Origin of the sequence: Flintibacter sp. P01028, assembly GCF_041925235.1 — a bacterium.
Classification (GTDB): Bacteria; Bacillota; Clostridia; order Oscillospirales; family Oscillospiraceae; genus Lawsonibacter; species Lawsonibacter aceti.
The window spans coordinates 159,166-174,716 of record NZ_JBHEVC010000001.1 but is presented as its reverse complement, the minus strand read 5'-3'; the positions used below and the strand labels follow the sequence as shown (position 1 = coordinate 174,716).

Here is a 15,551-nt window from a genome sequence, read left to right as displayed (position 1 = left end):
GACGAAAAGCGGGCGGCGGGAAAATCCCGCCGCCCGGCACTTCTGGACACTTTGTCCAGAGGTCATCAGCTAAACATAAAATCCTGCAAGGCGTATTTCACCCCATACAGGCTCTCCAGCAGCCACCCCCCGATGGCCGGGAGCCCAAAGGGGGAAACCAAAAACGCCAGCACCAGCATGGCGATACACCCGGTATGCAGCCCTGCGAAAAAACCGCAGGCCGCCAGCAGAACGAAAACCGTACACGTCAGCCAGCAGAACGCGCCCGCGATGCAGGAGAGGAACGAGAGCACCGCCACAGCGAGGATCAGCGCCAGAACAAAGGGGGCCGCGATGATTTTCAAAAGGATACGCATGGTTCATACCTCCTACAAAAGTTTGATATTTGCCCCTATATGTATATTATAACTCCGCAGGAGGGGGCCAACAAGGATGGCTCGGCTATCCCTACCTCTGGACAAAATATCCAAAAGCAATAAGTTCATATTGCTTGATACATATTATGTGGAATGGTAAAATGCAAGTAGCCTTTAAAAATGATAATGTAAAATCTTTTTATGTAAGGTGATAGTTAATGACTAAAAATGAACTTAGGAAAATAAAAAAAGGGATTCAACTAATTGATTTGCTTATAAATCGACTTTCTGAAAGCAAGTCCTTTGATCCCATTTTTGAAGTTAGGAACACCTTTTATCATATTTTTTATGACGGAAACAAGTTAGATGATTTGTTTGTTTTCTTATTTCCTATTGAGCAGATTGAGAATATTAGTCGTATATTCCGAGCCATTCAAACAGCTGCTGGAACCGGGCCAGATTTTATATCTGGTCCCAGTGGAGGAATTAATATTACTGTCCCTGATTTGATAAGCAATCTAAATACAATTAATCACTATTTAAAACAAGCAATTACTCAAAACAGTTTTAAAATCTTCTACTCATGGCAAAGCGATTTGCCTAATACAACTAATAGAGGCTTTATTGAAAGCGCATTAGAAAAAGCCATCTTGAATATAAACAAGGAGACAAATATCCCCCTTGCCATTGATAAAGACACTTCAAACAAAGCTGGATCTCCTGATATTGCTCACACAATATTTGAAAAAATAGATGATTGCTTTTTATTCATCGCGGACATATCTTTGATAACAGTGGGCTCTGATAGTTGCAAAATGTCTCCAAATCCCAATGTGCTTATTGAATTAGGGTATGCACAAGGTGTGCTTAATGAAGAAAATATAATTATGATCTTTAACTCAGCGTTTGGCAAAATTGAGGATCTTCCTTTTGATTTGCGTGGGAAAAGAATTATGCAGTATTCGTGTCCAAAGGATGCAGAATTGGACCGAAAAAAAGGATATAAGGAAGCCTTAATTAAACAACTACAAAGAGCTATCCAACTAAGTTGTAGGTATGAATTACGATAGATATTTGGCGAGCGAAGGAGCGGCATGAGCCGCTCCTTCTATGTCACAAACATACCACATCAGCTAGCTTTTTGAGAAGATTATCTAGGGGCTCCCAGAGTTTTTCATAGTCCTGCTGCAACGCCTTGATCTCCTCAGGGTAAATGCCGCCGTAGGTATTTGCCTGGATCGCCACCTGGTTTAAGTTGTTGGAGCACCGCCGCTGGAGCGACACCAGCTCCCGGACAGGCGACAGGTCAACGTGGAGCACATAGCCGTTGAGGGCCATTTTCCGCACATAGGCCCCCAGGTTGCGGACGCCCGCCTCGGCCATGCGCTCCCGGATCAGCTCCAGCTCCTCCTCGGACACCATCACATGAAGGTGGACAGGGCGGCGGCGCTTTTTCTGGCTCATCGTTCCTCACGCTCCCGGCTCCGATAGGGGCAGGGCGGCTCCTTTACCCTGTCCAGCGGCTTTTCCTCCTCTGGGGGCTGGGGAGAGCCAAACACGCCGCACAGCCTTTTCATTTCCAGGTCGGCCCGATCCTGTTCCCTCTGTTTTTCCATACGCGCACCTCCTAACGCTCGCCCCGGTCAGGGGCTTTCTTCTTCGGGGCCTCCGGCTCCCGGTGCTCCAGGGCCTCCCGCTGGGCGGCCTTGATCTGTTCGGCAATCGGCTGTTTCTCTTTCGTCTGTTTGTGGGCCTTAGACGCCGCTTGACGCTCCACCCCACGGGCGCGGGCGGTGAGCTGTTCCGGGGTGACATACTCTTTCGCCACATAGCTGCCAAAGTCGGGGTAAAACCAGGTCAGCCGCCTTTGTTCCGGGACATGGTGGGCATCCTCCCATTTGCCCACCACCTGGGCCTGGGCATCCATCTGCCGCCGGATGTCCAGATTTTCACGGGCGGGCCGCAGCTCATAGTCCTGCATTTCTCGCTCCGTCAGCGGTTGGGCATAGGTAATGGCACCCCACGCCTGGAACGCCTCGCCCGTCACGTCCTGGCGGGTGAAATATAAATCCATGTGGATAGGGCGATTAAAGTAGCTGTTGGGGTAGGTGCCGATGTCAATGGGCCGCTGGGTGGAATAGTATTTGTAGGTTTCCTTGTCCGGGGCCTGCTCCACCTCGAACACATGGTAGCGCCGCTGATAGTCCTCGGCCCGGTTGTGGAAATCCCGTTCCGCCATATCCGGCTCGTTGTGGTAATGGCCCCAAAAGTAGTCCCGGTGTCCGTCCTGTTCGTTGAATTGCCACGTCACATAGGGATTGGGGGCTTTTGGGTTTTCCCCCAGCACAAAGCCGCATTTGTTGTCAAACAGGATCGTGCGGCGGATCACATAGCCTTGATTTTCTTCCAGAATACCGCCTCCTTGTCATAATCAGATAGGCTGCCACCTCTGGACAAAGTGTCCAGAAGTGACAGCGCGGGGATGTGGAAAGCATTTCTGCAAAACAGGGGCGGGCCATAGAAACATATAGCCTACCCCCAAACCGGCCCCGGAAAGCCCTGTGATCAGAGGGTTTTCCGGGGCCTAATTTTCCACACATCACCTCCGCTTTTTCCGCATATAATCCCGCTTTTGCCGCCGCAGGGCGATCCGGGCGCAAGCCTCGGAGCAGTAGGCCATGCGCCCATCCACGGGGACGGCACCGCTGCAGATAGGGCAGGGCTTGAAAACCGGGGGCGGCCCCTCGGTCAAAAGGGCGGCCTCCAGCGCCGGATCAAGGGGCAGGACAGCCTCCCGGAAATAGCGGCAATAGGCCCCCGTCCAGCATTTGCCGAACATATAGCACTCTTGCTCCAGCGGCAGGCAGCCATATTCCTTGTCATAGTTGGCGCACCACTTCACCACCAGGGTGCGGATTTTCTTTTTTTCCTCGCGGGTCAGCTCACGGGCCAAACCGTCACCTCCCGCCAGCCGGGGCCCGCATAAGCTCCCGGTAGCAGGAAACACAGCCGATCCCCCGCCAGTAGGGGCACCCGGCGCACCGGGAGCCCCTGGGCGCTTTGGGGATGGAGGGAGCCAGGGGCCGGGGCTTTTGCTTCATCATTTTTTCGTAGGGGCTATTGGTAAAATTCATCCTTCCTCCTCCTCGCCGTTTTCCTCGTCATCGTCCCAGGGCGGGCCGTCGTCTTCATAGCCCTCCTCACCGTAGTCCTCCTCCGGCTCGGCGGCCTGCTGTTGTTTGGGCCGGAGCACCTTGAAATAGAACGCGGCCCCGCCGCCGATCCCAGCCACCGCCAGAATGAGCAGGAGCGTCCCCATGCTACCGCCTGTTTCCGGCTCCTCCGCAGGCTCCTCAGTTTCCGCAGGCTCCGGGGCAACGCCCACGCATTTTCCCATATTGACAGAGCAGACGGCGCAATCTGTATTGACGGCACCCGCCGCACATTTTTCGGAGCAGGAGCACACCGCCTGTTCCACGCCAGCGGCCTCGGCTGCGGCCAGCAGGTCGGCCTCGTCCACCACATTCAGAATATAGGTTTCGTACTGTTCGCCCTCCTCGTCCACGGGCTTGTCGTAGTCAATGACGAAATAGAATGTGGCCCCGCCGCTGGTCTGGACGGTGATAAACTGCTTGTTGGTGTGCTCGTCATAGAGCAGATCGCGGGTCACAAAACCGCCCTCCTCCGAAAAGCCCTGGCCGGGCTCTATGGTGGGCTCCGGCTCCGGGGCCGGGGTTTCCATTGTGGAATCGCCGTAGTCCTCATACTCGCCGCCCCCGGCATAGGCGGTGGTGCTGAATCCGCATAAAAGAACAGCGGCGCAGAGCGCCGCCGTCAAAGACTTCCATCGTTTCATATTCAATTTTCCTCCTTCCCCTCGGTAACAGGCATGGGCCCCGACTTCTGGACACTTTGTCCAGAAGTGCCCTCCCGGAGCTGCTGAAGCACCAGGGGCAGCTCCTCCAGGGAAATGCTCAGGCCCCGCACGATGTCCACGATCTCCTCGTTTTCCGCCTCCCGGTGCTTCTGCTCCAGCTCTTTCAGCCGGGCCTGCTGTTCGCTGATTTTGGCCTTGACCTTTTCAATCTCAGCCTGGATTTTTTGGCTTTTGCTTGCCGCCATAGAATACCTCCAATCATGGTAAACGCCCGTAGGCGTAGAAATGGGACTGCCAGTAGCTTGTATTCAAATTCGCGTAGCTGATGGGATCGCCACAATGGATCATCATCCCGTCCCCCACATAGATGCCACAATGGGACACGCCCGCCGTGTCATAGGTGCCCACAAAGAACACCAGATCGCCGGGGCGGGGCGCGCCGGTGGGGGTGCAAATGTTGTAAAGCCCCTGGGCCCCCAGACGGCCCACATTCCAGCCGGAGTGATTGATCACCCAGGACACGAAGCCGGAGCAGTCAAAGGACGTAGCCGGAGAGCTGCCGCCCCACACATAGGGATAACCCAGGTACTTTTCCGCCTCGCCCAAAATGGCCGCAAAGGTTTCATCACCCAGGTATTCCTCCGGCACATCATAGTCAGCGGGCGGGTTCGTGATGTATTTCCCCACATAGGCCGACTCCGGGAACAGGTCGGGCCGGTTGCCCAGGCTGGACATATAGAGGGCATACCGGGACAGCTCCTCCTCACCCATAAGCTCCAGAGGGAGAAGGGAAAGGTTTTTGTTTTCCAGTGTCACATAGCAGATATACCAGGAGTAGGGATCGCCCTCGCTGTCGTACCGGGTTTCCCGCACCACACGCTCCGTCAGAATATACTGGCGGTCAAAGAGCATTTCCAGGGTGCCCTGTACCTGGGCAAGCGTCCATTCCCCCTCGTGAAGCACCGACAGAATGGAGATCAGCACATAGGGATCGTGTTCGATCCCGTCTAGGTCAAAATGGTATTCGTCATAGTCGTGGGTGCTTTCGTAGGCGTCCAGGTAGTTTTGCAGTTCCGCCTCCATATCCGCGTAGGTAGCCTCGGCCCCCAAAATATCCTCGTCCTTTGAGGGGTAAGTGGTCGCACCCACGGCCCCCACACCGGAGTTGCCCAGCATCACCAGGGAGGACGAACAGGACTGCACCATAAACAGGAGCAGGACACAGGCCAGGGCCAGGAGCACCCCCACGGGATGCCGCTTGATAAAGCCCACTGCCTGGGCCCCGGCCTTTTCCGTGGCGGCGGCGGTCTTTTGGGCCGCCTTTGCCGTCCCAGCCCTGGCGGTCTGCCCCGCCTGCTTGCGGTATTGCCGTTTCTGCCAAAACCGTTTCCAGGCATTTTTCTCCAGCTCCGGGTGCTCCTGGGCGGCCACGCGGAACTGATGATCCGCCGTAGCCTTGATATATTTGGACTCTGCCCACTGAACAGCCTTTGCCGGGTGTTCCCGGACTTTCCTCTTGACGAAGCGGGAGCCATGCCGCAGGGCGGTTTCACCCGCCAGCTCGGAGCGGTGGGTCCCCTCGGTACCCACATTCTCCTGTTCCACCTCAAAGAGCTTGCCATGCACAAAGCTGTGGACGGTGCCGCCAGCGGCCCGGCCCGCCCGCCGCACCGGGCCGGGCTTTTTTGGGGGCTTTTGTTTAGACAGCTTATCCTTTGCCTGTTCCAGCCGTTCCCCGCGCTTTTCCATGCGGAGCTTAGACGCGGCGGCCTGCTCCTGTTTGCTTTTCTGCCGAAATTTTGACTTCTGGACATTTTGTCCAGAGGTGGCCTCCGCCCCGGCCCTGGAGGGGGAGCCCTTGTCAGCCTTTGGCCGGGGCTCCCCCTCTGGGCCGGGCCTATTCGGTTTCCACTTCATTCTTCAAATCCTCCGGGCGGGTGGTGAGCAGATTATAGATCTCCCCCTTTGGGAAACGGTCAACAAAGGGGATGGTCACATCCCCATAGAACAGCAGGCCCTCGCCGGAATTGGAGTGGGTGATGTAGGAAAGCTGGTGCTCGGAAATACCCAGCTGCTTTGCCAGGATCGCCCGGTCGCTTTGGGCCTGGGCCAGCAGGATCATAAAGTCGGTGTTGTCCAAAATGGCCTCGATCTCCCGGCTGGCTAACAGGTCTTTCACATTCTGCGTAAGTGCGCTGGGGACGCAACCCTTTTTACGGAGCATCTTCCACACGGCTACAAAGTAGCTGGCGGTGAGGGCGTCCCGGAGCAAAATGTGAAACTCGTCAAAGTAGCACCAGGTCGAAATGCCGTTGTGGAAATTCACATTGACCGCCGAAGTGACAAAATCGTTGGTGATGTGCATGGCGATCTTCCGCAGGTTTTCCCCCAGCCCTTTGAGGACGATGCACACCACACGGGCGGTCAAGTCCACATTGGTCGGGTGATTAAACAGGTTGAGGGAACCGGTGCAGTAGAGCTCCAGGGCGGTTGCCACCCGCCGGGCCTCCGGTTCTGGCTGTTTCAGAAGCTCCTCATACAAGTCCTGGAGCAAGGGCGGCTTGCCGTCCCCGATCCCCAGGGCCATATCCCGGTAGATGAGCCGCACACAGCGGTCGATCACCGTTTTTTCAATGGGCTGTAAGCCGTCCTTGCCGCCCACCACCAGCTCGCACAGGGACAACAAAAAATCCGCTTTCATGGAAAGCGGACTCTCGTCCTCGTCTATATCCAGCTGGATGTCCATAGGGTTGATATGGCTGGGGGAGCCGGGGGCGATCTCAATGACCTGCCCGCCCAGCCGCCGTACCAGCGGGGCATACTCGCCCATTGGATCGACGATCAAAATTCTGTCCTGGGGAATGGTGAGGAACACATTCAGAAGCTCACGCTTTGCGGCAAAACTCTTGCCGGAGCCAGTAGAGCCCAGGTACAGGCCGTTGGCCGATTTCAGCTTTTTGCGGTCAGCCATGATGACATTGTGGGAAAGGGCGTTCATCCCGTAATAGAGGGAGGGCCCCGCCATCCGCAGTTCCCTGGTCATAAAGGGAATGAAAATCGCCGTGGAGCTGGTGGTCATGCCCCGCTGGATCTCCACCTCGTTATAGCCCAGGGCCAGGGAGGACACGAAGCCCTGCTCCTGCTGCCAGTCCAGCCGCTTCAAGGCACAGTTGTATTTCTGCGCGATGCCGCCCACCGTGAAAATATCATTTTCCAGCCGCTGGCGGGTGGGGGCGATATTCACCACCGTAAAGGTTAAGAGGAACATCCGCTCGTTGCGGGATTGCAGGTCGGCCAGCAGCTCCGCCGCGTCTTTGGAAAAGGTAATGAGGTCGGGGGGCAGGATGTCGGGATCGTACCCGGCCCGCACCGCCTTGCGCTGTTCCTCCACCTTCATTTTTCCAATATCGGACAGCTTGCCTTTTACCGTTTTAATGGCCTTGAGCTGATCCACCGTCTGAATGTGCATGGTCACAGTCAGCTCCGCGTCCAGCTCCAGAATTTCCGCCAGGAGCTTGTCGGAGAGCTCCGAAGCCATGATCTGCAAGTAGGACGCAGCGCCCCAATACTGGCCCACCCGGAACAGGCGGGACTGCCGAAAGTCGAAGCTGTCCGGGGCGATATAGTCTTTGGTGCCCAGCCCTGTTTTGGGAATGTCCTGCCAGGAGAAGCGGAACGGCTCCCGGCTGCCGGGGTGCATCTGGCTGTGGAGCAGGGCCAGCCGCGCCCGCCCGTCCAGGGGCTCCGATGGCACCCCCAGCCGTTTGAGGTTGCCTGTCACATCGGCCTCCACACGCTCCAGCCGGGGCCGAGCCTCCCCGATCCCATCGGCGGGGAGCCCAAAGGTGATATATTTTGACCGCTCGATCCCGTTGTTTGACCGGGCGATCTGGTTTTTTAACATCCCGGTAAATTCAGCCCGGACGCTGTTGAAGTCATCCTGGGCCTGGGGGATGTTCACCCGGTATTTGTTCCGGGAACGGGAGCGGCGGTTGATAAAGGAGAGCTGGAACGGCAAAGAGGTATCAAAGTAGTTGAGGAATGAGCTCCAGCCGCCAAAGATAGCCGTCTGATCCTCGGTGCTTGCCACGGAGTAGTTGATGTCCTCATATTCCACCGTTTTTGTGTAAAGCCCGCCGGGGAGCTGGCACACCCCGTCCGGGTGCATCACCAGATAGGGGATCGTCTGCTGGGCAGACAACGCAGCTTTCCGGTCAGCGGCCTTTCCGGGGCCGCGCTTTTGATTTTTTGCTTTCTGCAATCGCATCCTCCTTTCCCGCAGCGCCCCGCTGGGTGAACGGGGCGTAAATGTTTTCTGTTTGGTAGGGCCTCACCCCAGGCCGCAGGAAACGGGCCCGGATGATGTTTCGCACCACCTTTTCCAGCGGGAGCCCGTCTTTCTCATACATCGCCAGCAAAAACGCCGGGAGCGCCACCGCCATCATTAGGAACATGGCCCCGGTGTTGCCGATGGAGCTCCGGGCCAGCAGGTAGGACGGGACGCCCACCGCCGCCGCGATGCCGAAGCACACAAGCTGGCGTTTCGTGAGATTAAAGGCAAGTTTTGTTTTGACCTTTGACAGATCGTTTGGAACATTCACATAGGGAATTTTGCTCACTCCTTTCCAGCCCGGCCACCTCTGGACACTTTGTCCAGAAGCGCCCGGTTTTTGGCAATAAAAAAACCGCCTGTATCTCTACAAGCGGCTGCTCCCCACACGGGGAACCGTTATTCTGTTGTTTCCGTATCTCCAAACAGGACGCGCATATAATCCCTCCGGCCATACAGGACGCGATCCACATAGACCGTATTCCCATAGGCCCGGTAAAAGACCATGTAATTGCCGCTCACCAGAAAGCGGTAATCACTTTCTACATCTGCCACCGAGGATAACGGCGCTCCCGCAAGGGCGTGCGTCTGCAAAAGGCGCATACTTTTGGTGATCCGGCTGACCGTAGCAAGGGCTGCGCTGGGGTTTTCCAGCTCCTCTGCAATATAGGCTTTGATTTCCTCTAAATCAGCCTGGGCCTCCGGTGACAGGCGAAGCTCATTCATTGGCAATTCCGAGGTGTTCCTCCACGGCCTCCAGCGTCAGCCAGCCCTTTTCTTCGCCAGCCTTACGCCCCTTTGCCAGTTCGTTCATCAGACGGAGGGTCGCCTGGGTTTTCTCATAGTCCTGCATATCTATGATCGCGTACCGGCCCCGCCCGTTCTTTGTGAGGAAAACGGGAGCGCCCACCGCCACATCATGCAGCACCTCGCTGTAATTACGCAGATCGGAGATTGGTTTAATGTTCGGCATATCATCAGCCTCCTTCTTGCTTTTAGTATATCCCAATCTGCTGTAAAATTCAACATCAAATTTTACTACAAGCGATTTTTATAGGCGGCACCTCTGGACACTTTGTCCAGAAGTCCAGGTAGTTTTAACGCAGGGCCTCCGCGATCCCCGCCATGATATACTCCGCGCAGGGCAGGGCGATGGCGTTGCCCAGGGCTTTATAGCGGCTGGCGGCGCTGATCTCTTTGACGTCCGCGCCATATTTTGTCCAGCCCTCCGGCAGTCCCATCAGCCGCTCACATTCCAACTCCGTGGGGAAACGAATACAGCCGCCTGCCGGATCGTCCTCGTACCAAAAAGCGAACGGTGTCACCGTACCGGCTAACAGAGTGGGAAAAGGGTCAGTTGGAAATCCGAAGCTGTTTTGGAACGCTGTTTGTTCCCCCTCCTTGGCGGCTCCCCGCATACGGAAGCCTTGAAAGGGTCTGGTGACGGGTATGCGCCCCCCTGTTTCAAGAACAGGGCCTCGATCTCCGCCGGGGGCGGGCAGCCCGCCCGCTGTGCAAGGCGCAGGAAGTGGGAGCATTGGGCGGGGCTTAAACAATATTTCGGGAGCACGCCGCCCTCCAAAGTCTGCCACAAGAAAGACGCGCTGGCGTCGGGCCAGCCGGGGCCTTGCCCAATGCTGGGCATCCATGAGCCGCCATGCGAGATCGGGGCATCCCCCTCGCACCATTCCGGCGTTTGCCCATCTTCCCGAAGCAGGCATTGAAATTTCGGTGTCTGTGAAAGCGGATAGGACGGCTCTAAAGTCCATCCGGTCATTTGAAGAAAACGCTCCCATGACGTTTTCCCAAACAGAGATAACTGGATATAGATCATTGGTGGCCTTTCTCATTTCTTGAATGATACGGATGGCGTGAAAAAACAGGCCGGACTTGGCACCGTCCAGCCCCTCGCGCCTGCCGATCTGTGAAAGATTTTGACAAGGGGAGCCAAAGGTCAGCACATGGACGGGCGGGATGGCCCCGCCGTCCAGTTTGGTGATGTCCCCCAGGTGGGCCATATCCGGGAAGTGCCGCCGGGTGATGGAGATCGGGGCGGCCTCAATCTCGCTTGCCCACAGGGGGCGGATGCCGCACCGCGACGCCGCCAGGGGGAAAACCCCGATCCCGTCAAACAGGCTCCCCAAAGTGAGCCCGCTCACAAGCCCTCCTTTTGATCCGCTACTTCTGGACATTTTGTCCAGAAGTATCAGCTGTCGTTTTTCCATTGAAGCGCCTCCTCTCAATGCGCCCCAAAGATGCGTTGGGCGATGCCGCCCGTCTTAAACAGCATAAAGCAAAGCAAGACCGTATAGCCGACGATACCCCAGATCGCCCCAATGGGATCTCCGCTGGTGGCGATCCCCTGGACGAGCACCGCATAGATGGCGACACACACCAGAATGAGCATCCCTTGAAAGCCCACGGCGAACAGGGAGCGCAGATAATTCTGGCCCATTTGCCCTACCTCCCGGTGGGCCAGGGTAGCCATAGGGATGGGGGCCAAGCTGGTCAGCAAATATATTTCCAACATCCTGCCATAGACCAGCACAAAAATGACAATGCCCAGCGCCCACATGGTCACACCGATAATAGAGGATTGGAGCCACAGGCCGAGAAGCGGGCCCAAGTCCATGCCCTCCAGGGTGGTTTCCAGCTCCGCCATCATATCCGGCGTAATGTCCGTGGAGCCCTGGATGAGCCCGCCCGCCTGGGCGATCACGGACTGCGACACGTCGAACACCGCCATAACGATATTAAAGGTGTTGGACAGGATGAGAATGGAACAAGCCGTTTTGAACATCCATTTATAGATATTCGCCACATCAAACTCGTGCATATTGTTCTTTTCCAAAAGCATCTGTATCAGCTCGTAGGTGGCAACAAAGGTCAGCACCAGACCGGCAATCGGTAAGATCACCGTTTCGGAAAGCTGGCGTATAAGGGAGAAAACCCCGGCGTTCCAGGCCGCCGGAGTAGTCCCCACTTGTACCGCGATCTCCCCGACCTGGGCGTTGACGTAATCGGTGAGCCCCTCCAGGTTGCCCATGATCCCGCCAATCAGCAGCTCTTTGAGCCAGTCCGTGAGCCAGTCGGTGAGAAAATCCATAAGCCCTCCTTAGAACAAACCGGACAGCAGGGGGATCAGCGTAGTGCCCAGCAGGATGATGCCGCCGCCCGCCATGAGCTGCTTCATGCCCTGGCTTTTTGCTGATGTGTGATAAAGAAGTAGTAGAAGTGTAAAAAATTTTGCCGTTCCTATCCGGCGTTTGCGCATTGCGCCGGATAGGTCGGGCGGTCATTCGGGCAGGTCTACCTTGCCAACGAAAGAGTAATAAATATCAATGTCCTGTCTGCGTGTGCCGTTCTCGTCATAGCTGCACTCATGCACAACGATTTTCTCCACAAACTCACGCAAAAGGGTAGGGGTAAGTTCTTCAAAGCTGGTGTACTTGCGGACAACATTCATAAACTTTTCTGCGTTTACCGTGGCTTCCTGCGCTTTGGAAAGCTCTGCCCGGATAGCGGCGGCTCTCTCTTTCAGTTCTTTCTGCTCGGCTTCATAGTCTGCCGACAGCTCCGTGAAACGCTCGTCTGAAATGCGCCCGGTCACGCTGTCCTCATACAGCCGCTTGAAGATAGCGGATAACTCGCTGATACGCTTCTCGGCGGCTTCCAGCTCCTTTTTCCTTGCGGCGTTCCTGCGCTTGCCCCCGTCCTCGTTCTGCTCGATCAGCAGCTTCATAAACCGGGCTTCGTGCTTCGCTGCATAGCTGGTGACTTTCCGCAGATTGTCGGTCACTCCGGCGGTCAACAGGTCGGTGCGGATAAAGTGCGCCGTACAGTCACGGGTACGCTTCTTGTAGCTCCCGCAGATATAACAATCCTGCTTGCGGGTGGCGTTCTGGTAACGCTGCTGGTAAAGGACGCTGCCGCAGTCGGCACAAAAGAGTATGCCGGAGAATAAGCCCACTTCATCATAGCGGTTCGGGCGTTTGCGCTGCTTGCGTAACTCCTGCACACGCTCCCACATCTGGGTGTCAATGATAGGCTCATGGTGGTTCTCGAAAATCGCCTGTTTCTCAATGGGGTTCTCTACGCTGTGCTTGGTCTTGTAGGACGGCTTCTCCGTCTTGAAGTTTACCAGACAGCCCGTGTACTCCCTGTTTTCAAGGATATGTACCACGGTATTGGTCGCCCACTTGCACTCATAGCCGGGGTGGTAGCGGCGGGTGCTTCCCGTCCGACGGTATTCCAGCGTTCCCGGCGTGGGGATCTCCTGCTCTGTGAGCATACGGGCTATCTTGGTCGGCCCGTTCCCGGCAAGGCACAAGCTGTAAATCTGCCGCACAACAGGGGCGGCTTCCCCGTCAATGATAAAATTTTCGTCCTCGTCCATAAAGTAGCCGTATACGGGTTTGCTCGTGACGGGCTTCCCGCTCATACCCTTAGACCGTTTTACTGCTTTGATTTTCTTGCTCGTATCTCTCACCAGCCATTCGTTAAAAATGTTCCGCAGAGGGGCAAAATCATTGTCGCCCTGTGCGCTGTCCACTCCGTCATTGATAGCGATAAAGCGGACGCCTTTCTGTGGGAAAATCATTTCCGTATACATTCCCACTTGCAGATAGTTTCGCCCTAACCGTGACATATCCTTGACGATAACGGTGCCGACTTTTCCGGCTTCAATGTCCGCAAGCATGGCTTGAAAACCGGGTCTTTGGAAGTTCGCCCCAGAATAACCGTCATCTGTGTACCATTGCAGATTGGAAAAGCCGTTCTGCTTCGCATAGGTTTCAAGAATACGCTTCTGGTTTGAAATAGAATTGCTCTCACCTTGCAGCTCGTCCTCGTGGGATAATCTCGGATAAAGGGCGGTAATAAGGTTTCGGGTGGTCTGTCTTAACATAGTGTCCTCCATTTCCGACAGCCAGCCCCACTATTCCGTATGACTATCATACCACACGCCGGGGCTGGCTGTACAGTCCTTTCTGCTTCTTTACGTCCCGTCAAATTGCCGATTTTTGTGTAGCAGCTTCCGCTTCCAGCACTTTCAGCATTTTATCGGCGGCGGTGGCGGTGGTGTCCTGCTTGAAATAGCCGGAAACGACAAGGACAGAATTACCTATGCGGATTTCCGTCACGCAATCCGGGCGGCGGGTGCTGCGGTCATTCTTTGGGGTGTTGGTCATAGGCGGCTCTCCTTTCTGTTCATCAGCTTTTTCAGTTGTCCCATTTTCTCCTGCGCCGTGGCTTTTCGGAAGTTGCTCCCGGTAAAGCGGACAGGAGAACACATTTCAATCAGACGGTCATAAATGCGGGCGTGGGCGGTGTCCTCCGGGTGCTGCAAGTCCTCCAGCGTGAGATTAGTCGTGACGATCAGCGGCCTGCCGCTGCGGTAACGGCTGTCAATCACGTTGTAGACCTGCTCTAAGCCGTATTCCGTTCCCCGTTCCATTCCAAAATCGTCAAGGATAAGCAGCGGGAAGCTGCAAAGTCGGGAGATATATTCATTCCTGCCCTCAAAGCTGGCGGCAAGGTCACCCAATATCAATGCAAAGTTTGTCATGCACACGGGGATTTCACGCTCCATAAGGGCATTTGCGATACAGCCCGCAAAATAGCTCTTGCCTGTGCCAACGCCGCCCCATAGCAGATAGCCAATGTTGCGCTCTTTCATGGTTTCCCAGTTCTCCACATAGAAATGGGCGTGTTCCATTTGCGGGCACTTGCCGTTGTCGTTCTCAAACGTCCAGCCCTGCATAGCCGGGTCTGTAAAGCCCCGCCGCTTCAACCGCTCGACAGTTTCAAGGTGACTGCGCTGTTTCTCTGCGGCTTCCCGTTCCTCACGCTCTGCCCGCTGGCAGTCACATTCTGCCGGGTGGCGGTCACGCCCCAGCCATGCGGCGGTTTCTTTGGGGAAATAGCCCTCTTTGGGCTTGTGGCACTTCCCGCAGTATAAAAGCCCGTCCTCGCCGGTGTAGTCCTCCGGCTCCGGCGTGGTGTCGGTCATATTCAAAATCATTTCATCAAATCCATTCGTCATAAGCTCTCGCCCTCCTTACAGGTATAATCGGGTATGCCCTTTTTCGGGGCTTTCTTGGCTGCGTCCTCCTGCGCCCACTTGAAAATCGTGGCTGCATGGCTCTTGTATTTCCTCCCGCTGGAAGCGATATGGCAGGATAGGCGGTCAATGTAATACTCCCACTTGCCGGGAAGCTCTGTTTTCAGCCCGTCAAGCTCCGTATCGGAAAGAATGACATTGTGGTATCTGCCATAGGCGGCGGGGGCGGGGTGTCCCGTTTCTAACTCTCTCTCTTTTTCTATTTCTATATCTATCTCTTTCTCTATCTCTATCTCTGGTGGACAAATGTCCGCTCGATATGGTGGACATTTGTCCGCCCCTGTCTGCGGCAGGGCTTTTTGTTCCTGCAAAGCCAGCCGCGCCCTGCGCTTGCGCTCCCCCTCGGTAGAGGACTGGCCGATTAAAAGCTCAATGTTGCTCATGTAGAGTGCGCCGCTTGGCAAAGGCTCCACAAGCCCCAGCTTCATAAAGATTTTCAAAGCTCTCTCTACGGTACCTACCTGCTGGCGGGTAATGGTCGCAATCATCTGGGCGGTGTAGGGGATATTCTCGTCAAGCTGCAATTTCCCGCCGTTTTTCAGCGATTTCAAGTACAGCTTCAAGAGAATGTTGGAATAGATAACGCCGTCCTGCATACTTTCCAGCAGAACGATTGCATCATCGTCAAAATAGCTCTCTTTCAGCTTGAGGTAGTAATATTTGCGGTTATCTGCCATAGGCTGCGTCCTCCTTTTTCCAGCGTTTGGAATAATAGCGAGGGCATAGTATGATAACCGCCCGGAAGCTCTGTTTGCAGTCACGGGTGCAGCCCCGGCATAGGTCGTTGTAAGTGATACGGTTGCGGTGGTTGAGGAAGAAAGACCATTCCAGCCGCCGCTTCTTGCTCATTCTCGGCAATGGTAAGCT

General features: G+C 55.5%; 21 protein-coding genes and 1 pseudogene. 1 reads left to right on the top strand and 21 read right to left on the bottom strand.

The annotated features are described in order from the left end of the window. Positions 1–65: 65 nt before the first annotated feature. Positions 66–356 (bottom strand): CD1845 family protein, encoded by a 291-nt coding sequence (locus ACEVJK_RS00895; RefSeq protein ID WP_374739782.1) that lies wholly within the window; start codon positions 354–356, stop codon positions 66–68. 218 nt (positions 357–574) lie between these two features. On the opposite strand from ACEVJK_RS00895, the gene ACEVJK_RS00890 reads away from it, so the two are divergent. Continuing rightward, positions 575–1,426: a hypothetical protein gene (locus ACEVJK_RS00890; RefSeq protein ID WP_374739781.1), complete on the top strand. Its 852-nt coding sequence runs from the start codon at positions 575–577 to the stop codon at positions 1,424–1,426. Positions 1,427–1,469: 43 nt separating this feature from the next. Here ACEVJK_RS00890 and mobC read toward each other — a convergent pair whose 3' ends face one another. The 20 genes and pseudogenes from mobC to ACEVJK_RS00790 form a co-directional block, all read right to left on the bottom strand. Continuing rightward, entirely contained in the window at positions 1,470–1,820 is a 351-nt protein-coding gene (mobC, locus tag ACEVJK_RS00885; RefSeq protein WP_374739780.1) for a plasmid mobilization relaxosome protein MobC, read from the bottom strand. Further along, complete coding sequence (locus tag ACEVJK_RS00880; RefSeq protein WP_374739779.1) at positions 1,817–1,972, bottom strand: hypothetical protein; 156 nt, start codon at positions 1,970–1,972, stop codon at positions 1,817–1,819. Before ACEVJK_RS00880 ends, mobC begins: the two co-directional genes overlap by 4 nt. An 11-nt stretch (positions 1,973–1,983) precedes the next feature. Beyond that, positions 1,984–2,745 (bottom strand): hypothetical protein, encoded by a 762-nt coding sequence (locus tag ACEVJK_RS00875; RefSeq protein WP_374739778.1) that lies wholly within the window; start codon positions 2,743–2,745, stop codon positions 1,984–1,986. 210 nt (positions 2,746–2,955) lie between these two features. Then, on the bottom strand, positions 2,956–3,309 hold the full coding sequence (locus ACEVJK_RS00870) for a cysteine-rich VLP domain-containing protein (RefSeq protein WP_374739777.1): 354 nt from the start codon (positions 3,307–3,309) through the stop codon (positions 2,956–2,958). Between the two features lie 4 nt (positions 3,310–3,313). Continuing rightward, a complete protein-coding gene (locus ACEVJK_RS00865) occupies positions 3,314–3,490 on the bottom strand; it encodes a hypothetical protein (RefSeq protein WP_374739776.1) in 177 nt (58 codons plus the stop codon). Then, on the bottom strand, positions 3,487–4,212 hold the full coding sequence (locus tag ACEVJK_RS00860) for a DUF4366 domain-containing protein (RefSeq protein ID WP_374739775.1): 726 nt from the start codon (positions 4,210–4,212) through the stop codon (positions 3,487–3,489). The genes ACEVJK_RS00865 and ACEVJK_RS00860 overlap by 4 nt, the downstream gene beginning before the upstream one ends. 2 nt (positions 4,213–4,214) lie before the next feature. Beyond that, complete coding sequence (locus ACEVJK_RS00855) at positions 4,215–4,478, bottom strand: DUF4315 family protein (protein ID WP_374739774.1); 264 nt, start codon at positions 4,476–4,478, stop codon at positions 4,215–4,217. A gap of 13 nt (positions 4,479–4,491) precedes the next feature. Beyond that, positions 4,492–6,150, bottom strand: coding sequence for a C40 family peptidase (locus ACEVJK_RS00850; protein WP_374739773.1), 1,659 nt, complete (start codon positions 6,148–6,150; stop codon positions 4,492–4,494). Next, positions 6,131–8,500 (bottom strand): VirB4-like conjugal transfer ATPase, CD1110 family, encoded by a 2,370-nt coding sequence (locus ACEVJK_RS00845; protein WP_374739772.1) that lies wholly within the window; start codon positions 8,498–8,500, stop codon positions 6,131–6,133. The genes ACEVJK_RS00850 and ACEVJK_RS00845 overlap by 20 nt, the downstream gene beginning before the upstream one ends. Continuing rightward, complete coding sequence (locus ACEVJK_RS00840; protein WP_374740030.1) at positions 8,448–8,843, bottom strand: PrgI family protein; 396 nt, start codon at positions 8,841–8,843, stop codon at positions 8,448–8,450. Before ACEVJK_RS00840 ends, ACEVJK_RS00845 begins: the two co-directional genes overlap by 53 nt. Positions 8,844–8,962: 119 nt before the next feature. Then, complete coding sequence (locus ACEVJK_RS00835; RefSeq protein WP_374739771.1) at positions 8,963–9,289, bottom strand: type II toxin-antitoxin system RelE/ParE family toxin; 327 nt, start codon at positions 9,287–9,289, stop codon at positions 8,963–8,965. After that, positions 9,282–9,536 (bottom strand): type II toxin-antitoxin system prevent-host-death family antitoxin, encoded by a 255-nt coding sequence (locus ACEVJK_RS00830; RefSeq protein ID WP_374739770.1) that lies wholly within the window; start codon positions 9,534–9,536, stop codon positions 9,282–9,284. Before ACEVJK_RS00830 ends, ACEVJK_RS00835 begins: the two co-directional genes overlap by 8 nt. Before the next feature lie 124 nt (positions 9,537–9,660). Next, entirely contained in the window at positions 9,661–10,755 is a 1,095-nt protein-coding gene (locus ACEVJK_RS00825) for a DNA cytosine methyltransferase (RefSeq protein WP_374740029.1), read from the bottom strand. Positions 10,756–10,802: 47 nt separating this feature from the next. Next, positions 10,803–11,669, bottom strand: coding sequence for a VirB6/TrbL-like conjugal transfer protein, CD1112 family (locus ACEVJK_RS00820; RefSeq protein WP_374739769.1), 867 nt, complete (start codon positions 11,667–11,669; stop codon positions 10,803–10,805). Between the two features lie 9 nt (positions 11,670–11,678). Next, a pseudogene (locus tag ACEVJK_RS00815) lies at positions 11,679–11,771 on the bottom strand (Maff2 family mobile element protein); the annotation flags it as partial. 87 nt (positions 11,772–11,858) lie between these two features. Beyond that, positions 11,859–13,469, bottom strand: coding sequence for a recombinase family protein (locus ACEVJK_RS00810; protein WP_002605633.1), 1,611 nt, complete (start codon positions 13,467–13,469; stop codon positions 11,859–11,861). Between the two features lie 100 nt (positions 13,470–13,569). Next, positions 13,570–13,752, bottom strand: coding sequence for a transposon-encoded TnpW family protein (locus tag ACEVJK_RS00805; protein WP_002605634.1), 183 nt, complete (start codon positions 13,750–13,752; stop codon positions 13,570–13,572). Continuing rightward, positions 13,749–14,606 (bottom strand): ATP-binding protein, encoded by an 858-nt coding sequence (locus tag ACEVJK_RS00800; RefSeq protein ID WP_002605635.1) that lies wholly within the window; start codon positions 14,604–14,606, stop codon positions 13,749–13,751. Before ACEVJK_RS00800 ends, ACEVJK_RS00805 begins: the two co-directional genes overlap by 4 nt. Continuing rightward, a complete protein-coding gene (locus ACEVJK_RS00795) occupies positions 14,603–15,361 on the bottom strand; it encodes a phage replisome organizer N-terminal domain-containing protein (protein WP_002605636.1) in 759 nt (252 codons plus the stop codon). The genes ACEVJK_RS00800 and ACEVJK_RS00795 overlap by 4 nt, the downstream gene beginning before the upstream one ends. Further along, a complete protein-coding gene (locus ACEVJK_RS00790; RefSeq protein ID WP_006058351.1) occupies positions 15,351–15,542 on the bottom strand; it encodes a hypothetical protein in 192 nt (63 codons plus the stop codon). The genes ACEVJK_RS00795 and ACEVJK_RS00790 overlap by 11 nt, the downstream gene beginning before the upstream one ends. Positions 15,543–15,551 lie beyond the last annotated feature (9 nt).